Below are 14,790 nucleotides of genomic sequence, written 5' to 3'. Positions count from 1 at the left end.
CCCGGAACCCAGAGCCGCCGCGGCGGCAGGATGGAGAGCCGTCGGCGGTTCTGGACTCCGGGTTCGCCGGAGCCTTTCCTCGGACTGGCCGAAGGGCAGATCCTAGGGGCGCCCCGGAATGACGGCGGTTGGTAGGAAGAGGGTGCTTCACGATGACCATTGCTGGATCCGCGAAGACGATCGCCGGGCGCGAGGGGACAGAGATGCGCACGGAACCGGGGAGACCGACCCAAGCCCATGCGCCTCTGCCGGCGCGCGCCTTAAGCCCCCATCGCCGCGCGCGGCGCCTCGCGGCTCGCCAAGTTGCGCTTCACGGCCTCCTGGATCTTCTCGAAGGCCCGCACCTCGATCTGCCGCACGCGCTCGCGCGACACGCCGAACTCGCCCGAGAGATCCTCGAGGGTGATCGGATCTTCGGCGAGGCGACGCGCCTCGAAGATGCGCCGCTCGCGTGGGTTGAGCACGCCCAGCGCATCGCGGAGCGCCGAGAGGCGGTTCTGCCCCTCCTGCTCACGCGCGAGCACGGTCTCCTGGCTCGGGCTGTTGTCCACGAGCCAATCCTGCCACTCGCCCTCACCCTCCTCACGCAAGGGGGCGTTGAGGGAGGTGTCGCCCGAGAGGCGGCGGTTCATGTCGATCACGTCCTGCTCCGGGACGCCGAGCTTGGTCGCGATCTGCGCCACCTGGTCCGGCTTGAGGTCGCCCTCGTCGAGCGCCGAGATCCGGCCCTTCGCCTTGCGCAGGTTGAAGAACAGCTTCTTCTGATTGGCCGTGGTGCCCATCTTCACGAGCGACCAGGAGCGCAGGATGTATTCCTGGATCGCGGCCTTGATCCACCACATCGCGTAGGTCGCGAGGCGGAAGCCCTTGTCGGGCTCGAAGCGCTTCACGGCCTGCATGAGGCCGACATTGCCCTCGGACACGACCTCGCCGATCGGCAGGCCGTAGCCGCGATAGCCCATGGCGATCTTGGCGACGAGGCGCAGGTGCGAGGTCACGAGGCGGTGGGCCGCCTCCCGGTCGCCGTGCTCCCGCCAGGACTTGGCGAGGGTGAACTCCTCGTTCGGCTCCAGCATCGGGAACTTGCGGATCTCGTCGAGGTAGCGCGAAAGGCCACCCTCGTTGGCGAGCACGGGCAGTGCGCCGGCCATGGTCTACCTCCTTGGAAAGTCCCCCGAGCGGGCGGACCGAACACGGGCCACCGCTCTCTTGAGCCGGCCGCCCGACCTCCCGACTTTAGCGGGAAACCGGGGGCACCGGTAGGCGGCCCGGTACGCGACGTCGGCCTCAACGCACGAACGCGAAGACCGATCATTCTTGCCAGGAAAGCCCGCCGACCGGCGTGCGGTTCCGCACGTTGTTTGCCGGCGCTGCGATGCCTCGTCGCGCCGCCGGCCCGACCGTTTCGCGCGGCCTGCCGCGACGGTTACGCCCTGGATTCCAAGGCCGCGACGAGGGCTACCATGTCCGGCGGCAGGGGGCTCTCGAAGCGCAGGGTCTCTCCCGTGCGGGGATGGGCGAAGCCGAGCAGGGTGGCGTGCAGCGCCTGGCGCCCGAGGGCGTGGAGGGCGGCGCGGGCGTCCTCGCCGAGCCTGGCGGCCTTCGTCTTGAACGCGCCGCCATAGACCGCATCGCCGAGGAGCGGATGGCCGCGATGGGCCAGATGCACGCGGATCTGGTGCGTGCGCCCCGTCTCCAGGCGGCAGCGGACCAGAGCCACCAGCCCTTCACGATCGGGCGAGGCTTCGACGCGGTAATGCGTGATCGCCCGGCGCCCCTCCCCTTCGCGGACGACGGCGATCTTCTCCCAGTTCCGCTGGCTGCGCGCGAGGTTGGCGTCGATCGTCCCGGCGCGCGGCTCGGGGATGCCCCAGGTGAGGGCGAGATAGGCCCGCTCCAACGGGCCGGTGCGGCCGTGATCGGCGAATTGCGCCGTCAGCCCCTGATGGGCGCGGTCGTTCTTGGCGACGACGAGAAGGCCGCTCGTGTCCTTGTCGAGGCGGTGGACGATGCCGGGCCGGCGCACGCCGCCGATCCCCGAGAGGCTGGCGCCGCAATGAGCGATCAGCCCGTTGACCAGCGTGCCGGCCTCGTGCCCCGGGGCGGGGTGCACGACGAGGCCGGCAGGCTTGTCGATCACGATGAGGTCATCATCCTCGTACGCGATCACGAGCCCGAGGGATTCGGCCTCCGGCTCGGCCGCCACCGGCTCGGGCATCCGCAGGTCGAGGACATGGCCGGGACCCACCTTCAGGGCGGGATCGCGGGTCTCGCTCCCGTCGCGCCGAACATGGCCGGCGCGAACGAGATCCTGAAGGCGCGAGCGCGAGATATCGGGAAGCGCGCGGGCCAGGGCCCGGTCGAGGCGCTCGACGAGCGCCTCGGGTCCCAGAGCGACGCGACGATGCTCCGGCTCGCTCACTCGCCCGATCCTCTCACCGGGCCTTGCCCCTGCGCCCGCGCCTCGCTATACGAACGCCCTCCCGCCGGAAAGCTCCCATCGTCTAGCGGTCTAGGACGTCGCCCTCTCACGGCGAAAACAGGGGTTCGATTCCCCTTGGGAGCGCCAGCCGGGCGCCGAGGCGCTACATCTCCTCAGGAAGGCGTCAGCCGCAGGTGCGGCGGTAGCGGCGGCAGTTGCCCTGGCCTTCCTCGCCGTAGAGGTCCTTGTTCTCGCAAGCATCGCGAAGCTCGCGGCACATGCGGCGGTAGCGACGCTCGTCGCGTTCATCGCGGTAGCCGCGCCCATCATCGATATCGACCCCGCCAGGGCCGATCCGGATGCCTTGCGCGAAGCTCGGCACGTCCTGGATCATCAGAGCGCCCAGGGCGGCCGCAGCAATCAGAATCTTGCGCATGAGATCTCTCCCCTTCCCGACCGTTGCTCGATCGCGAGAACAAACGCTTGATCGCGGAAACGGTTCTTCTCGATGGATGACAGCCGGCGACGGCGTCAAGCGTCGCCGCTCGCGGTGCCGCGACCACCTCGCCTGACGCGGCCTTATCGATCGCAGCCGATGCAGATGTCCCGCACGACACGCTCGCGCATCGAACCGGTCCGCTGATTTGGAAGACGTCCGTCGCCGAGCTGAGCCGGAGGGCGCGCAGGCTGAAGCGGCGCGGCTTGTTCGGGCGGGATGGGCGATGGATGCGGCGCAGGCGGAACTCGGCCCGGGGTCAGGGCCATGTGCTGGGACCAGGCCGGGGCGGGGGCGAGGAGCGCGGCGAGCAACGCGAATCGGATAGGGGCTTGGAGGACCAAGGCTGCTCTCTCTCGCTCCGGCTTGAGCCAGTCGACCGGACGGCGTCCCGGCATGCCGCGGGATGCAGCGGGTCGGGTGGCTCCTATCGGAACCCTCCGACCCGCCGGCGAGATCCCGACCGCTCGAGGGGGCGGAGGCGGTCCGGACGCGCGCCCTTGGCGTACCGCACCGAGTTTGCTGGCATGTTTCAGGCCAGCACGACCGTCTCGCCTTCGAGAGGCGAGCGCCAGGACGTCGGCGGCAGGGCCGAGGGCGAGCGATGTGACGAGACGCGACGCCACGCTTGAGTGAGGCGTTACGGGCCGTCCCAGCCCGGCACTGTCGCCGTGTTCATCCTGCAAACAGCCGGCGGGTGCCACATTGCTCGGCTGAACCTGATAGGACGCGGCGACCGGGCCGCCCGGTCCTTCCCATCGGAGTCCCTCGTGTCCCTCGCGCCCCCTTCGAACCCGCCGGCGGCAGGTGCCGTCGAGGCCGTCATCGCCATTCCCGTCCGCAACGAGGCCGAGCGCATCGCGGCCTGCCTCGGAGCCATCGACGCGCAGGCCGGGCTGCGGCCCGGCAGCCTCGGGCTCGTCCTGTTCCTGAACAACTGCACCGACGGCACCGTCGAGATCGTCGAGGCGATGCGGACGGGGATGTCGCTTCCGGTCCGCGTCTTCGTCGTCGAGTTCGAGGGCGCCAATGCCGGCTGGGCCCGGCGCGCCGCGATGGATGCCGCGGCCGAATGGCTTGAGGCGGAGCAGGGTACGGGCACGATCCTGTCCACGGATGCCGACAGCCGGGTCCCGCCGGACTGGGTCGCCCGCAACCTCGCGGTCTTGGAGGCGGGGGCGGATGCCGTCGCCGGACGCGTCACGCTCGACGCCGAGGAGGCCGCGCAGTTGCCGGGATCGCTGCTCGCCCGCGGCCGTTTGGAGGACGCCTACGACGACATCCTGACGGAGGTGGAGGCGCGGATCGACTCCGATCCGCACGACCCCTGGCCGTGCCACCGCACGACGATCGGCGCCTCGCTTTCCGTCAGGCTCGACGCCTACCGGCGCGTCGGCGGCATGCCCGCGATCCCGCTCGGCGAGGACGGGGCCTTCGTGGCCGCCCTGATCCGGGCGGGGCTGCATGTGCGGCACGCCCGCGACGTCGTGGTGACCATCTCGGCGCGGCTCACCGGGCGTGCGCCGGGCGGCGTCGCGGATACGATCCGCTCCCGCTGCGAGCTGCCCGATGCGCTCTGCGATGCGCGGATGGAGCCCCTGCACCGGGCGGTGTTCCGCTACTTTTGGCGAAGCCGGATCCGGCGCCTGCACGGCGAGGGTCGGCTCCGGCGGAGCATGGCCTGGCGCGTGGCACTTGCGATCCCCGCGGCTGCGGCGCGCGATATCGCGGCCCTGCCCGGCGCCGACATGGCGGTGGCGGAGGCCGAGCGCGTCAGCCCGCGCCTTGTCTACCGCCCGCTCGGACCCCGCGCGCTGCCGGCGCAGATCAAGCGCGGCCGGATCTTGGTCACCACGATGCGCTTGGCCGCCGGCCTCCGCGACGGGTTTGCGGCGCTCCTCATCGGGCGCCGCGGGCCGACTCGGCGGCAGATCCCGGCTCCCGCGCCGCGCGGCGGCTGAGACCTGCCGGCGAGGACACCATCTCTCAGGCGGTCGCGGCGACGACGCGGCGCGGCGCGGGCGCGAAATCCTCCACGATCGCGGAGAATTCCGGAGTGCGCAGATAGCCGTAGGACTTGTGGGGGTTAGGCTCGCCGTTGGGTCGCAGATAGCTGTTCACGACCAGGACGTCGGTCACGGTCACCCCGTAATCGTTCGGCGGGTAATCATCCGAGAGGGCACCGGCGACGGCCGCGAGGTCCCGCTGGTCGGCGAAGTTCGTCCAGCGCTCGACATTGTTCGGCACGCGCGCCGCCCCGTGCTCAGACGCGACCTTCAGCTTGACGTCGCCGAGCCCGAGCGGCGAGCCCATCGTCACGAAATGGGCGACCTTGAGGGAAGGCCATTCCCGTTCGAGGAGCCTGAGGCAATCGTAGGCGATGATCGAGCCCATCGAGTGTGCGACGAGGAGAATGCGCTGGTCGGCGTGGCGCAGGAGCTCGTCGCGGACCCGGCCGCGGACCTTCCGGGTGAAGGCCTCCTGGGAATGGTAATGCCAGAGATCGTCGAACCGGTACTCCAGGATCAGGTCGTCGACGGTGGTGACGCCGGTCTTGGCTTCGAGCCAGTCGACACCGCGATAGAGGGTGCTCAGAACCTGCGTCGTCAGCTGCGGCTCCGCCTCCGTCCGGCGGGGAAAGGGACCGGTGCCGGAATCGGGCTCGTAGGGCTCGTTGTTCTCGTCGGGCCCGAGCGGGCGCTCGTAGCGGAGATCGGCCCAGTAGATGAAGGCGAACTCGGCCGCAGTCTCGGTCCCGTGACCGTTGCGCTTTAGCCCCTCCCGGATGGCCGCTTCCCACCACCGCCGCTTCTCGTCGACGGGCGGCTTGTTGGCTAGGCCGTGGATGCCGAGGACGATGCCGGGCTTGTGCGACGCTACCATCGACCGACGCTTGACTGCTCCCATTGGACGACCGGCGAACGCCAGGCGGCGCGCGGCGGTTCCGGTCCGCGGGCTTTGGACGCCCCTCAGGATGCCAGGAGGGTGGCGAGCGAGCCTCCCGCAAGGGCGTTGCCGAACACGAGGATTGTCAGCCCGGTCCAGCTGGTGGCGAAGGCCACGACCGCGACGATCGCGGCGCGCGGCGGGACCAGGGGGGATGCCGCGAGCGACAGGAGCGGAATCGCCTGCGCCATGTGCGTGGCCAGGAAATGGGCCGGCCGCAGGTCCGCGCCCCGCCAGGACCAGCCCGTCAGCGGCACGAGGCTGTCCCAGGACGGCGGCGCGCCGATGAAGTGGCTCATGTTCGCCCCCATGCGGAAGGCCGTCACCAGGGTGAGCAGGGCGCCGCCGAGCATGCCGACCGCGACGCCCGCCCGCACGGGAGCGGGCCAGCGCGCCCGATCGTCCAGGGCCGCGAGGAGGCCGATGACGGCCATCGGCGCCAGCACGATCACGGCGGCCGCCGCCATCAGCGACCACAGCGCGGCGTGAAGGGGCGTGCTGACATTGAAATGGGAGGACGCGCCGAGGGCGCCCTGCAGCGCGATGTAGGCGACCTCGAAGACGGCCGCGGCGACCGACGCGGCGGCCAGGGCGGTCATCCAGGCGCTCGCGGTCCAGGCCGGCCGCAGCCAATGGACCGCGAGGGCGATCGACCCGAAGTGAACGGCGCTCGAAAGGGCGAATTTCAGCGGCTTGGCCCAGACGCTCTCGCCGTTGAGCAGGCGCGCGTCGCCCTGCTGCACGATGCTCATGATGACGAAGGTGCACAGGAAGCCGAGGGCGGCGAACCACCAGAGGCGCTCCGCCGCTGCGAGCGCGGGGACGCCGCGGCGGCGCATCAGGCCGGGCAGCACGGGCTCCGGAAGGCTTGGCAGCGGATGGCTCATGTCGGGAAGCAGCGCCCGAAGGCTGCCAGGAGCCGCGGCGGTCCCTTGATTCGCAGGCGGCGCGTGGCGAGGCAGCGCAGCAGCGAGACCTCGTGGTTGAGGAAGCGGATCCAGGTGCGGGCATCGGCGACGACCCGCAGGTCCGCCGTGCCGACATGGCCGTCCCGGATGGCGAGGGTCCGGTCGCGGATGATCACCGTCGTCGCCACCTGCTCCGCCCCCGTGAAGGAGAAGTGATACGTCGCCGCCAGTCCCTCCGCCCTGCCCCGCTGGAAGCCGAGCGGCATGCCCATGAGGAAGTTCGCGATGGTCGTCGCGCGTCCGCTCGGGCGCACGCGGCGCACCCGCTTGTGCGGGAAGCGCTTGGCGACGTGCGCCTCGGCGTCGGTGTCCTTGACGACGTAGATCGGCTCCACCTTGCGCTGGAGCGGCCGCAGGAAGGCCTCCGTGAAGCCCTTCCGGTCGTCGAGATAGGGGCCGATCACGTCCTCGCCGGCGGGGCAGACGGCGATGCAGTAGGCGGCGTTGTAGTTCGGCCCGTAGGACAGGCTCTGCCAGCGCTGCACGGTCTCGGCATAGCTGACGCGCTCGCCGTAGGCCGCCGCCGAGCCGCTGTCGGCGACGTCCTCGACCCAGTTCACGAAGCCGCCCATGAACTGCTGGTAGTTGTGGGTGAGGCAGGCCGAGAAGTCGAAGTAGCCGTCGGGCTTGATCGCGCCGACGGGACAGGCGGCCACGCAGAGCTTGCATTCCAGGCAGGGATTGAAGTCGAGCGTGCGGGCCTCGGCAGCCACATCCGCGGCAACGAGCACGGTCCCGAGCAGGACGAAGCTGCCGAAGCGCGGATGGATGAGGCTGCGGTGGATGCCCATGCGCCCGAGCCCCGCCGCCTCGGCCGCGATCTTGTGCGAGACGACCCAGCCGCGGCCCGGAAAGCCGTCGAGCTCCATCGGGAAGGCCATGGCCGGGTTGACGGCGTCGATGTCCATATCCTCCAGGCGGCCGACGACCGCCCGCGCCACCTCGTCCACGGCGTGGCCGCTGCTGTGGAACTCGTGGTTCGCCACCGACCGGTCCGGCGAGCGCACGGGTCCCCGGTGCATCCGCTTGACGATGACGAGCAGCGTGCGGGTCGCGGGAAAGCAGCGCAGGACGTGCGGGCGCTCGCCCTCGAGGGCCGGATCGTCGATGGGCACGAGGCCGCAATCGTCGGCGCCGCAGGCGCGCGCGAGGGCGCGCAGCTCCTCAGCCGTGGTCGTCCGAGGCGAGCGGGCGCCGGATTCGCGCCCGGCGCGCCGGTACCGGACGGTCGGGTGCTGGTCGAGCGCCGTCATTCGGGGGTCTCCTCGGAGCGGGGATGTTCGGATCGGCCGGCGCCGCGGCGCCGTGAGGGAGTCCCTGCGCCGGCACCGGCGCGGAGAGGGCGAGGGACACGCGCGCCAATCCGTAGCGGCCCGCCGAGGCCAGCACGTCGGGGGACAATCCCAGCGTGTCTACGGCGCAGGAGGCCCGGATGCTCGCCATGCCGTGCATGCTCGCCCAGACGTAGAGGGCGTCGCGGTCCAGGGCGTCCTCCGTCGCCGGTGCGCCCCGCTCCGCAGCGACCCGCGCGAGCCCGTCGCGCAGCAGGGAGAAGGCATGGCGCGCCTCGCGCATCATGGCGGGGTGCTCGGCCGCATCGGGCAAGGGGGTTCCGAACATCAGCCGGTACTGGAGCGGGTGCGCGGCCGCAAAGGCGAGATAGGCCCCGCCCATGGCGGCGAGGTCCGCCTGCGCGTCGCCGCCGGGCGGCCGGGCGTCGAGATGGGCGGCAAATCCCGCAAAGGCCCGGGCGACGACCTCGGCCAGGATGTGGTCCCGGCTCGGGAAGTGCTTGTAGGGCGCCTGATGCGAGACGCCGAGCTGCCGGGCCACGTCCCGGAGGCTGAGCGCCTCGACGCCGTTCCGCTCGATGATCGCCAGTGCCGCGCCCACGCATTCCTCACGCAGGTTTCGCTTCGGTGCGGGCTTCGCTGGTGTTCTGCTCATGCTGGTGTTTCGTCATCCCCGCCATCACGCGGCCCATGATCCGGGCGCGCAGCGGGCGCGGCAAGGGCGCGAGCGAATAGGCGAGGAGCTTGGTCAGCGCGCCGGGCAGCACGGTCGTGCGCCGGCCGAGAGCGGCGAGGGTGGCGCGCGCCACCGTCTGCGGCGACAGGGCGGCGCCCATGCGCATGTCGGCCCGGGCGGCAAAGCCCGTACGGACGGGACCCGGCGCGGAGGCCAGCACGTCGACGCCGCTCCCGGCGAGTTCGACCCGCAGACCTTCGGCGAGGGTCTGAACATAGGCCTTGGTCGCGGCGTAGTGGGCGGCGAGGAGCGTGCCCTGGAAGCCGACGAGGGAGGCCATCAGTACGATCCCGCCGCGGCCGCGGGCGGCGAAGCGCCGGCCGAAATGGTGGGCCTGCAGCATGAGCGCGCGACAGTTCAGGTCGAGCATCGCGCATTCCTGAACGGAATCGGCCCGCAGGAAGGGTCCTGAGGTGCCGAATCCTGCCGCCGCGACGAGGAGGCCGATGTCGAGATCGGCGCAATCCGCCGACACCGCGTCGACCTGCGCGGGGTCGCTGAGGTCGGCCGTGAGGACACGGACGGCGATGCCGTGACCCGCCTTCAGCGTGTCGCCGAGCGCGCCGAGGGTCTCGCCGCGCGCCACCAGGACGAGGTTTAGGCCCTCCCTCGCAAGCTCGGACGCGATCGTCTGCCCGATGCCGGAGGACGCGCCGGTCACGACGGCCCAGGGACCGTAGCAATCGCGGAGGCTTTTCCGGAGAAGAGAGGAGCGAGGCGATGAAGTAGACATCGTCAACCTATGACCCAGCAAGTAGACGCTGTCAACATAAGTCGAAGTTCTGACGGCTCCTCGTGGCGCGGGGCGGCGTCGCGAGAGCTTCAGCTCGAGGTGGCGTCGGTGCTCGCGTCGGCGCCGTGATGCGTTGTCGAGAGGGGTGCCCCGTCATCGACGAGGTCACAGGGCCGGCGTCTCCACCGCCGCGGACCGTCGACGACCGAGATCCCAGCCCCTAGGCTTGCATCGCCTCGGCCTCGGGGCTCGGGCGTCCCTCGGAATCCTGAAGCACCAGCGGCGGGAGCAGCCCGAAGGGACCTCGGCTGCCCTTCACCGCGGTGATCAGCACCCGGATCGCCGCGCGCTCGGCGCGGGCGTGGACCGGCCGGACGGTGATGGCGCCGAAGCGGCCGCGCAAGCCGTCGAGGCAGGCCGGCAGGGCGTCGGCCCGGTGGATCAACCCGAGGCGGCCGCCGGGCTTGAGAAGGTCGAGGCAGGCGCGCAGCCAAGCATCGAGGTCGCCGGCGCGGAAGCTATGCGCCGCGGCCTTGCCCGGGACCGGCGAGGGCCGGTGCCCCCGATCGTGGAACGGCGGGTTGGTGAGGACCACGTCCGCGAGGCCGGGCGCAAGGCCGGCCGCGTGCCGGGCGGAGGCGGCCTCGAGCAGGTCGGCCTCGCGCACGGTCACCCGGTCGGCGAGGCCATTTAGGGCGGCGTTCTCGCGCGCCAGCGCGGCCAGCGCCGGGTCTCGCTCCACGAGCACGACCCGGGAGCCTGGGGCGGCGACCGCCACCGCGAGGCCGACGGCCCCGGTCCCCGCGCCGAGGTCCCAGACCACGGCCCCCGGCTCCGGGATGACGAGGCGGGCAAGCAGCAGGGCGTCGGTCCCGGCCCGGTGCGCACCCCGCGGTGGCTGGCGCAGGCGCAGGCGCCCGCCGAGCCAGGCATCGGGGGCGTCCGGGTCAGCGACCGCCTTCATCGCGCAGTTCGTGGGCGAGGCCGGCCTCTGTGAGGAGCCGACGTGCCTGGCCGGCATGGTCGTCAGGCACCAGGAGCCGGCGCGCGAAGGCTCCGATGGAGCCCTCCATCAGGCTCATGTGCTGGTCGGCGACGAGCACGGGGATCTCGGCCCCTTCCAGCAGCGATTGGGCGAAGCCCATGAGCACGATGTCGTTGCTGCGGATCAGTTCGGTCATGGAGCCTGCCGACATGCGGCCGTAAGAAGGGGCCGTCCCTTCCGGCCTCTATAGCGCGACGGGCCCGTGTTGCAGCGTCCCAAGCCCCGTGCGATGGGGTGCGGCACCGGCGACGGGTGGCGGGAGATGCCGGAACGGGCTCTCGCGTCCCATATCGCCCACTCCCGCGGACGATCCCGCGGGTCGATCTGACCTGGAGGCATCGGGCGTTGGGTGTCGTGGTTCCCATCGAGGAGGGCCGCTCCGATCCGGAGGCGAGCCTGAACGATCTCGTCGCGCTGGTGGCGCGGGACATGGAACGCGTGAACGCGTGCATCCTGTCCCGCACGGGCTCGGAGGTCGAGATGATCCCCGAGGTGGCCCAGCACCTGATCGCCTCGGGCGGCAAGCGCCTGCGACCGATCCTGACGCTCGCGGCGGCCGACCTCTGCGGCTACCGCGCCGGCGACGGCGCCGTGAAGCTCGCAGCCAGCGTCGAGTTCATGCACACGGCCACGCTCCTCCACGACGACGTGGTCGACGAGAGCGACATGCGCCGCGGCCGGGTCGCCGCCCGCATCAAATGGGGCAACGAGGCGAGCGTGCTCGTCGGTGACTTTCTGCTGGGCCAGGCTTTCCGGATGATGGTCGAGGTGGGCTCGTTGCGGGCCCTTGACATCCTCTCGGCCGCCGCCACCGTCATCGCCGAGGGCGAGGTGATGCAGCTCACCGCCGCCAAGAACACCGAGACCTCCGAGGACGAGTACCTCGCGGTGATCCGGGCCAAGACGGCGGAGCTATTCGCGGCGGCCTGCGAGGTCGGCCCCGTGCTGGCCGAGCGCCCGCGCGCCGAGCAGGCCGCCTGCCGCTCCTACGGCATGAATCTCGGCATCGCCTTCCAGCTTGTCGACGACGTGCTCGATTACGGTGGCGCCAGCGCCTCCCTCGGCAAGAATGTCGGCGACGACTTTCGCGAGGGCAAGATCACCCTGCCGATCGTGCTCGCCTTTCGCCGCGGCAGCGACGAGGAGCGCGGCTTCTGGCGGCGGACCCTGGAGCGCGGCGAGGTCGAGGCGGGCGACCTCGACGCGGCACTCGCGATCCTGCGTCGTCACCGGGCGCTCGAGGACACGACCGAGCGGGCCCGCCATTACGGCGCGATGGCCCGCGACGCGCTGGCCCTGTTCCCCAACGGACCGACGAAATCCGCCCTGCTCCAGGTCGTGGATTTCTGTATCGCGCGGGCGCACTAGAGCATCTTCCGTGATCTCTGGATCACGAAAAATGCTCTATCTTCCTGTTGCAACGCATTTTCTTTCGCCGAACCGGTAACCACCTCGGCGGAAAATACTTTCGGCCCCGTCAGGCGGCCGCGCCGAGGCTCACGTCCTGCGGCGTGGATCCTGACAGCACGAGCTTGCCCGCGACGTCCGACCATTCGTTGAGCAGCAGGTCGGTGGCCGGCTTGTCCATCGGACGGCCGAACAGGAAGCCCTGGCCGTAGGTGCAGCCCTGCTCGGCCAGCCATTCGACGCTCGACGCACTCTCGATGCCCTCGGCCGTGGTGACCAAGCCGAGGCTCGAGCCGAGGGCGATGATGGCATCGACGAGCTTGGCGCGCTCGGAACCCAGGGGGATCGAGGCGACGTAGCTGCGATCGATCTTGAGCTTGTCGAACTTCAACTCGCGCAGGTGGTACAGGCTCGAATAGCCGGTCCCGAAATCGTCGAGGGCGATGCGCACGCCGATGTTCTGCAGCGACCGAAGGGCGATGCGCGCCGCTTCGAGATCCTGGACCAGCGCCGTCTCGGTGATCTCGATCTCGAGCCGGCTCGGGGCGAAACCCGTCTCGGTGAGGATGGCGAGGACGCGCTCGGGCATCTGGCGGTCCTGCAGCTGCAGGGGCGAGATGTTCACGGCGAGCTGGAGATGGGCCGGCCAGAGGCGGGCGTCGTTGCAGGCCTGGCGCATCAGCGACCAGCTCAGGTCGGCGATCATGCCGGTCTCCTCGGCCAGCTGGATGAACTCCCCCGGGCCGAGCAGACCCTGGTCCGGATGGCGCCAGCGGGCGAGGACCTCGAAGCCGATGAGCTCGCGACCCGGCAGGGCGACGACGGGCTGGTAGAAGGGCTCGATCTCGCCGCGCAGGATGCCCGCCCGCAGCTCCTGCTCGCGCAGGGCGCGGACCTTCAGCGCCTGACCCATCTCCAACTGGAAGAAGCGGAAGGTGCCGCGCCCGTCGCGCTTGCCCTGGTACATGGCGACGTCGGCGGCGTGGAGCAGGGTCTCGGCGGTGGCCGTCTCCGGAGTCGCCACGGCGATGCCGATGGTCGCGCCAATCTCCAGGCGGCTCGCGCCGAACTCTACGGGGTTCGAGAGCGAGGCAATGATCTCCTGGGCAAGGCGCCCCACCGCCTCAGCATCGCTGCCGTAATCGAAGAGGACGACGAACTCGTCGCCGCCCAGGCGGGCGGTAATTCCTCGCGACGTCAGCGTCCGCAGGCGGTCGGCGACCGTGCAGAGGACGGCGTCACCCGCCGCGTGCCCGTGCACGTCGTTGACCGGCTTGAACCGGTCGAGGTCGATCAGGAGGACCGCGACGGACGGGATGTCGGTGCGGCCGGAGAGATGCCCGTCCAGCGTCTCCTGGAAGAGCCTGCGATTGGCGAGGCCGGTCAGGGCGTCGTGGCGCGCCACGGATTCCGCGTGGCTTTGGGCATTGTCACGAGCCTCCATGACTCGACGCAGCTTCAGCGACTTGCGGATGGCGGCGACCACGACGCCGACGCTCATGCAGATGAAGAGCATCACGAGGTCGTCGAGGCGGTGGAGCGCCACGAGATCCAACAGGATTCCGAAGGCGCCGAGCTGCGTCCCGGCGATCCAGACGCAGGCGCCGATCATCATGAGGCTGAGGAACTCGCGCAGCTCACCCTCGGCCCAAGAGCCGGATCTTCCCTGGTCCATTCCGCACTCCCGTTCCGGTGAGCTTAGGCACGCGAGTCTTTCCCGGAGGTGAATCCGGGCCCGGGCCGCACAGCGGAGCGACGCCGTTGTCAGCGCAGGAGCGAGGCCTTGACCCACCAATCGGGGTGGAGGGCGGCGATGCGACGGGCGGCGGCGGAGGCCGAGGCACGGTCGACGAAGAGGCCGAACACTGTGGCGCCGGACCCGGACATGCGCGCCACGCGGCAGCCGGGAGAGGCCCGAAGGGCCGCGACGGCCGTGGCGACGACGGGAGCGACCGTGAGGGCCGGGCTCTCGAGATCGTTGCGCGCCGGGGCGATGGTGTCGAGCAGCGCTCCGAGCGTCGGCTCCGGCGCGACGAGGGGATGCGGTGCCCCGGGATGGCGCTCGCCGCTGGCGAGGCCGAGGGCCCGGAACACCGGTGCCGTCGCCACGGGAACGCCGGGATTGATCAGCACGGCCGGCAGTGGTGGCAGCCGCAGGACGGGCCCGATCGCCTCGCCAGCGCCCCGCATCATCCGGGCCTGCGGCTCCAGGCAAACGGGCACGTCGGCCCCGGTGGCGCGGGCCGCCGCGACCACGGCGGGGTCGCTCAGGTCCAGCCCATTCAGGCGCGCGAGCAGGCGCAGGGCGGCCGCGGCATCGGAGGAGCCGCCGCCGATGCCTGCGGCCACGGGCAGGCGCTTGACGAGGTCGAAGCGGCCCCAGCGCAGACCGGGATATCCGGCGGCGAGGTGACGGGCGGCCTGCATCACGAGGTTGTCGTCCAGCGGCCCGGCCGGCCCCGATGTCGGGCCCGACACCGTCAGCGCCAGCTCCGGTCCCGGCGTCAGCGTCAAGGTATCGCCCGCGCCGGTGAAGGCGACGAGGCTCTCGAGCTCATGATACCCGTCGCCGGCCCGCCGGCCGAGGACGTGCAGGGTCAGGTTGATCTTGGCGGGAGCGCGGGTGACGAGGGGCTGCACAACGTCTCGGACGTGAACGGGATCGGATCGCGCCCGAGGTTCAAGCTTGGCCGGATGGGGCGCGCGGGATGGCTTGGCGCCTTCCGGCGCGTCAGGTCAACCCCG

At 71.0% G+C, this 14,790-nt stretch carries 14 protein-coding genes and 1 tRNA gene; 3 read left to right on the top strand and 12 right to left on the bottom strand.

Features of this window, described 5'->3' with window-relative positions:
- Nucleotides 1-260 precede the first annotated feature (260 nt).
- Entirely contained in the window at nucleotides 261-1,151 is an 891-nt protein-coding gene (rpoH, locus tag MFF55_RS17260) for an RNA polymerase sigma factor RpoH (protein WP_238245331.1), read from the bottom strand.
- 275 nt (nucleotides 1,152-1,426) lie between these two features.
- Nucleotides 1,427-2,422: an RluA family pseudouridine synthase gene (locus tag MFF55_RS17255; RefSeq protein WP_238245330.1), complete on the bottom strand. Its 996-nt coding sequence runs from the start codon at nucleotides 2,420-2,422 to the stop codon at nucleotides 1,427-1,429.
- 71 nt (nucleotides 2,423-2,493) lie between these two features.
- On the opposite strand from MFF55_RS17255, the gene MFF55_RS17250 reads away from it, so the two are divergent.
- Nucleotides 2,494-2,569: transfer RNA gene (locus MFF55_RS17250), tRNA-Glu, on the top strand.
- Nucleotides 2,570-2,606: 37 nt separating this feature from the next.
- Here the strand turns inward: MFF55_RS17250 and MFF55_RS17245 are convergent.
- Entirely contained in the window at nucleotides 2,607-2,858 is a 252-nt protein-coding gene (locus MFF55_RS17245; RefSeq protein ID WP_238245329.1) for a hypothetical protein, read from the bottom strand.
- Between the two features lie 830 nt (nucleotides 2,859-3,688).
- Between MFF55_RS17245 and MFF55_RS17240 the strand changes: the two genes are divergently transcribed.
- Nucleotides 3,689-4,879 (top strand): glycosyltransferase family 2 protein, encoded by a 1,191-nt coding sequence (locus MFF55_RS17240; protein WP_238245328.1) that lies wholly within the window; start codon nucleotides 3,689-3,691, stop codon nucleotides 4,877-4,879.
- 25 nt (nucleotides 4,880-4,904) lie between these two features.
- On the opposite strand, the gene MFF55_RS17235 is transcribed toward MFF55_RS17240, so the two are convergent.
- The 7 genes from MFF55_RS17235 to MFF55_RS17205 form a co-directional block, all read right to left on the bottom strand.
- A complete protein-coding gene (locus tag MFF55_RS17235) occupies nucleotides 4,905-5,801 on the bottom strand; it encodes a lipase/acyltransferase domain-containing protein (protein ID WP_238245327.1) in 897 nt (298 codons plus the stop codon).
- Nucleotides 5,802-5,887: 86 nt separating this feature from the next.
- Nucleotides 5,888-6,751, bottom strand: a complete 864-nt coding sequence (locus MFF55_RS17230; protein ID WP_238245326.1) for a hypothetical protein — start codon at nucleotides 6,749-6,751, stop codon at nucleotides 5,888-5,890.
- Nucleotides 6,748-8,085, bottom strand: coding sequence for an SCP2 sterol-binding domain-containing protein (locus MFF55_RS17225; RefSeq protein ID WP_238245325.1), 1,338 nt, complete (start codon nucleotides 8,083-8,085; stop codon nucleotides 6,748-6,750). Before MFF55_RS17225 ends, MFF55_RS17230 begins: the two co-directional genes overlap by 4 nt.
- Nucleotides 7,997-8,779, bottom strand: a complete 783-nt coding sequence (locus MFF55_RS17220; RefSeq protein WP_238245324.1) for a TetR/AcrR family transcriptional regulator — start codon at nucleotides 8,777-8,779, stop codon at nucleotides 7,997-7,999. The genes MFF55_RS17225 and MFF55_RS17220 overlap by 89 nt, the downstream gene beginning before the upstream one ends.
- Nucleotides 8,733-9,521 carry an SDR family NAD(P)-dependent oxidoreductase gene (locus tag MFF55_RS17215; RefSeq protein WP_238245323.1) on the bottom strand — a complete coding sequence of 263 codons (789 nt, stop codon included), beginning with the start codon at nucleotides 9,519-9,521 and terminating at the stop codon, nucleotides 8,733-8,735. Before MFF55_RS17215 ends, MFF55_RS17220 begins: the two co-directional genes overlap by 47 nt.
- Nucleotides 9,522-9,813: 292 nt before the next feature.
- Complete coding sequence (locus MFF55_RS17210) at nucleotides 9,814-10,557, bottom strand: tRNA1(Val) (adenine(37)-N6)-methyltransferase (RefSeq protein ID WP_238245322.1); 744 nt, start codon at nucleotides 10,555-10,557, stop codon at nucleotides 9,814-9,816.
- Nucleotides 10,541-10,774, bottom strand: a complete 234-nt coding sequence (locus MFF55_RS17205) for a putative signal transducing protein (protein WP_238245321.1) — start codon at nucleotides 10,772-10,774, stop codon at nucleotides 10,541-10,543. Before MFF55_RS17205 ends, MFF55_RS17210 begins: the two co-directional genes overlap by 17 nt.
- A gap of 209 nt (nucleotides 10,775-10,983) precedes the next feature.
- Here MFF55_RS17205 and MFF55_RS17200 point away from each other — a divergent pair, with 209 nt between their 5' ends.
- Nucleotides 10,984-12,006 carry a polyprenyl synthetase family protein gene (locus MFF55_RS17200; protein ID WP_238245320.1) on the top strand — a complete coding sequence of 341 codons (1,023 nt, stop codon included), beginning with the start codon at nucleotides 10,984-10,986 and terminating at the stop codon, nucleotides 12,004-12,006.
- Between the two features lie 109 nt (nucleotides 12,007-12,115).
- On the opposite strand, the gene MFF55_RS17195 is transcribed toward MFF55_RS17200, so the two are convergent.
- Both MFF55_RS17195 and MFF55_RS17190 read right to left on the bottom strand, forming a co-directional pair.
- The gene (locus tag MFF55_RS17195) at nucleotides 12,116-13,720 is read right to left on the bottom strand and encodes a putative bifunctional diguanylate cyclase/phosphodiesterase (RefSeq protein WP_238245319.1); all 1,605 of its coding nucleotides are present in this window, start codon (nucleotides 13,718-13,720) and stop codon (nucleotides 12,116-12,118) included.
- A gap of 89 nt (nucleotides 13,721-13,809) precedes the next feature.
- Nucleotides 13,810-14,685: a 4-(cytidine 5'-diphospho)-2-C-methyl-D-erythritol kinase gene (locus MFF55_RS17190; protein ID WP_238245318.1), complete on the bottom strand. Its 876-nt coding sequence runs from the start codon at nucleotides 14,683-14,685 to the stop codon at nucleotides 13,810-13,812.
- Nucleotides 14,686-14,790: the final 105 nt, after the last annotated feature.

Source organism: Methylobacterium iners, assembly GCF_022179305.1.
GTDB classification, from domain to species: domain Bacteria; phylum Pseudomonadota; class Alphaproteobacteria; order Rhizobiales; family Beijerinckiaceae; genus Methylobacterium; species Methylobacterium iners.
The sequence above is the reverse complement of the archived record's forward strand: the minus strand, read 5'-3'. Positions and strand labels throughout refer to the sequence as shown.

Bases quoted from the DNA above. Each gene is read 5' to 3' on its own strand.
- MFF55_RS17205 (WP_238245321.1), bottom strand. From the start codon at position 10,774: ATGACCGAACTGATCCGCAGCAACGACATCGTGCTCATGGGCTTCGCC.
- MFF55_RS17245 (WP_238245329.1), bottom strand. From the start codon at position 2,858: ATGCGCAAGATTCTGATTGCTGCGGCCGCCCTGGGCGCTCTGATGATC.
- MFF55_RS17235 (WP_238245327.1), bottom strand. From the start codon at position 5,801: ATGGTAGCGTCGCACAAGCCCGGCATCGTCCTCGGCATCCACGGCCTA.
- rpoH (WP_238245331.1), bottom strand. From the start codon at position 1,151: ATGGCCGGCGCACTGCCCGTGCTCGCCAACGAGGGTGGCCTTTCGCGC.
- MFF55_RS17225 (WP_238245325.1), bottom strand. From the start codon at position 8,085: ATGACGGCGCTCGACCAGCACCCGACCGTCCGGTACCGGCGCGCCGGG.
- MFF55_RS17230 (WP_238245326.1), bottom strand. From the start codon at position 6,751: ATGAGCCATCCGCTGCCAAGCCTTCCGGAGCCCGTGCTGCCCGGCCTG.
- MFF55_RS17195 (WP_238245319.1), bottom strand. From the start codon at position 13,720: ATGGACCAGGGAAGATCCGGCTCTTGGGCCGAGGGTGAGCTGCGCGAG.
- MFF55_RS17220 (WP_238245324.1), bottom strand. From the start codon at position 8,779: ATGAGCAGAACACCAGCGAAGCCCGCACCGAAGCGAAACCTGCGTGAG.
- MFF55_RS17210 (WP_238245322.1), bottom strand. From the start codon at position 10,557: ATGAAGGCGGTCGCTGACCCGGACGCCCCCGATGCCTGGCTCGGCGGG.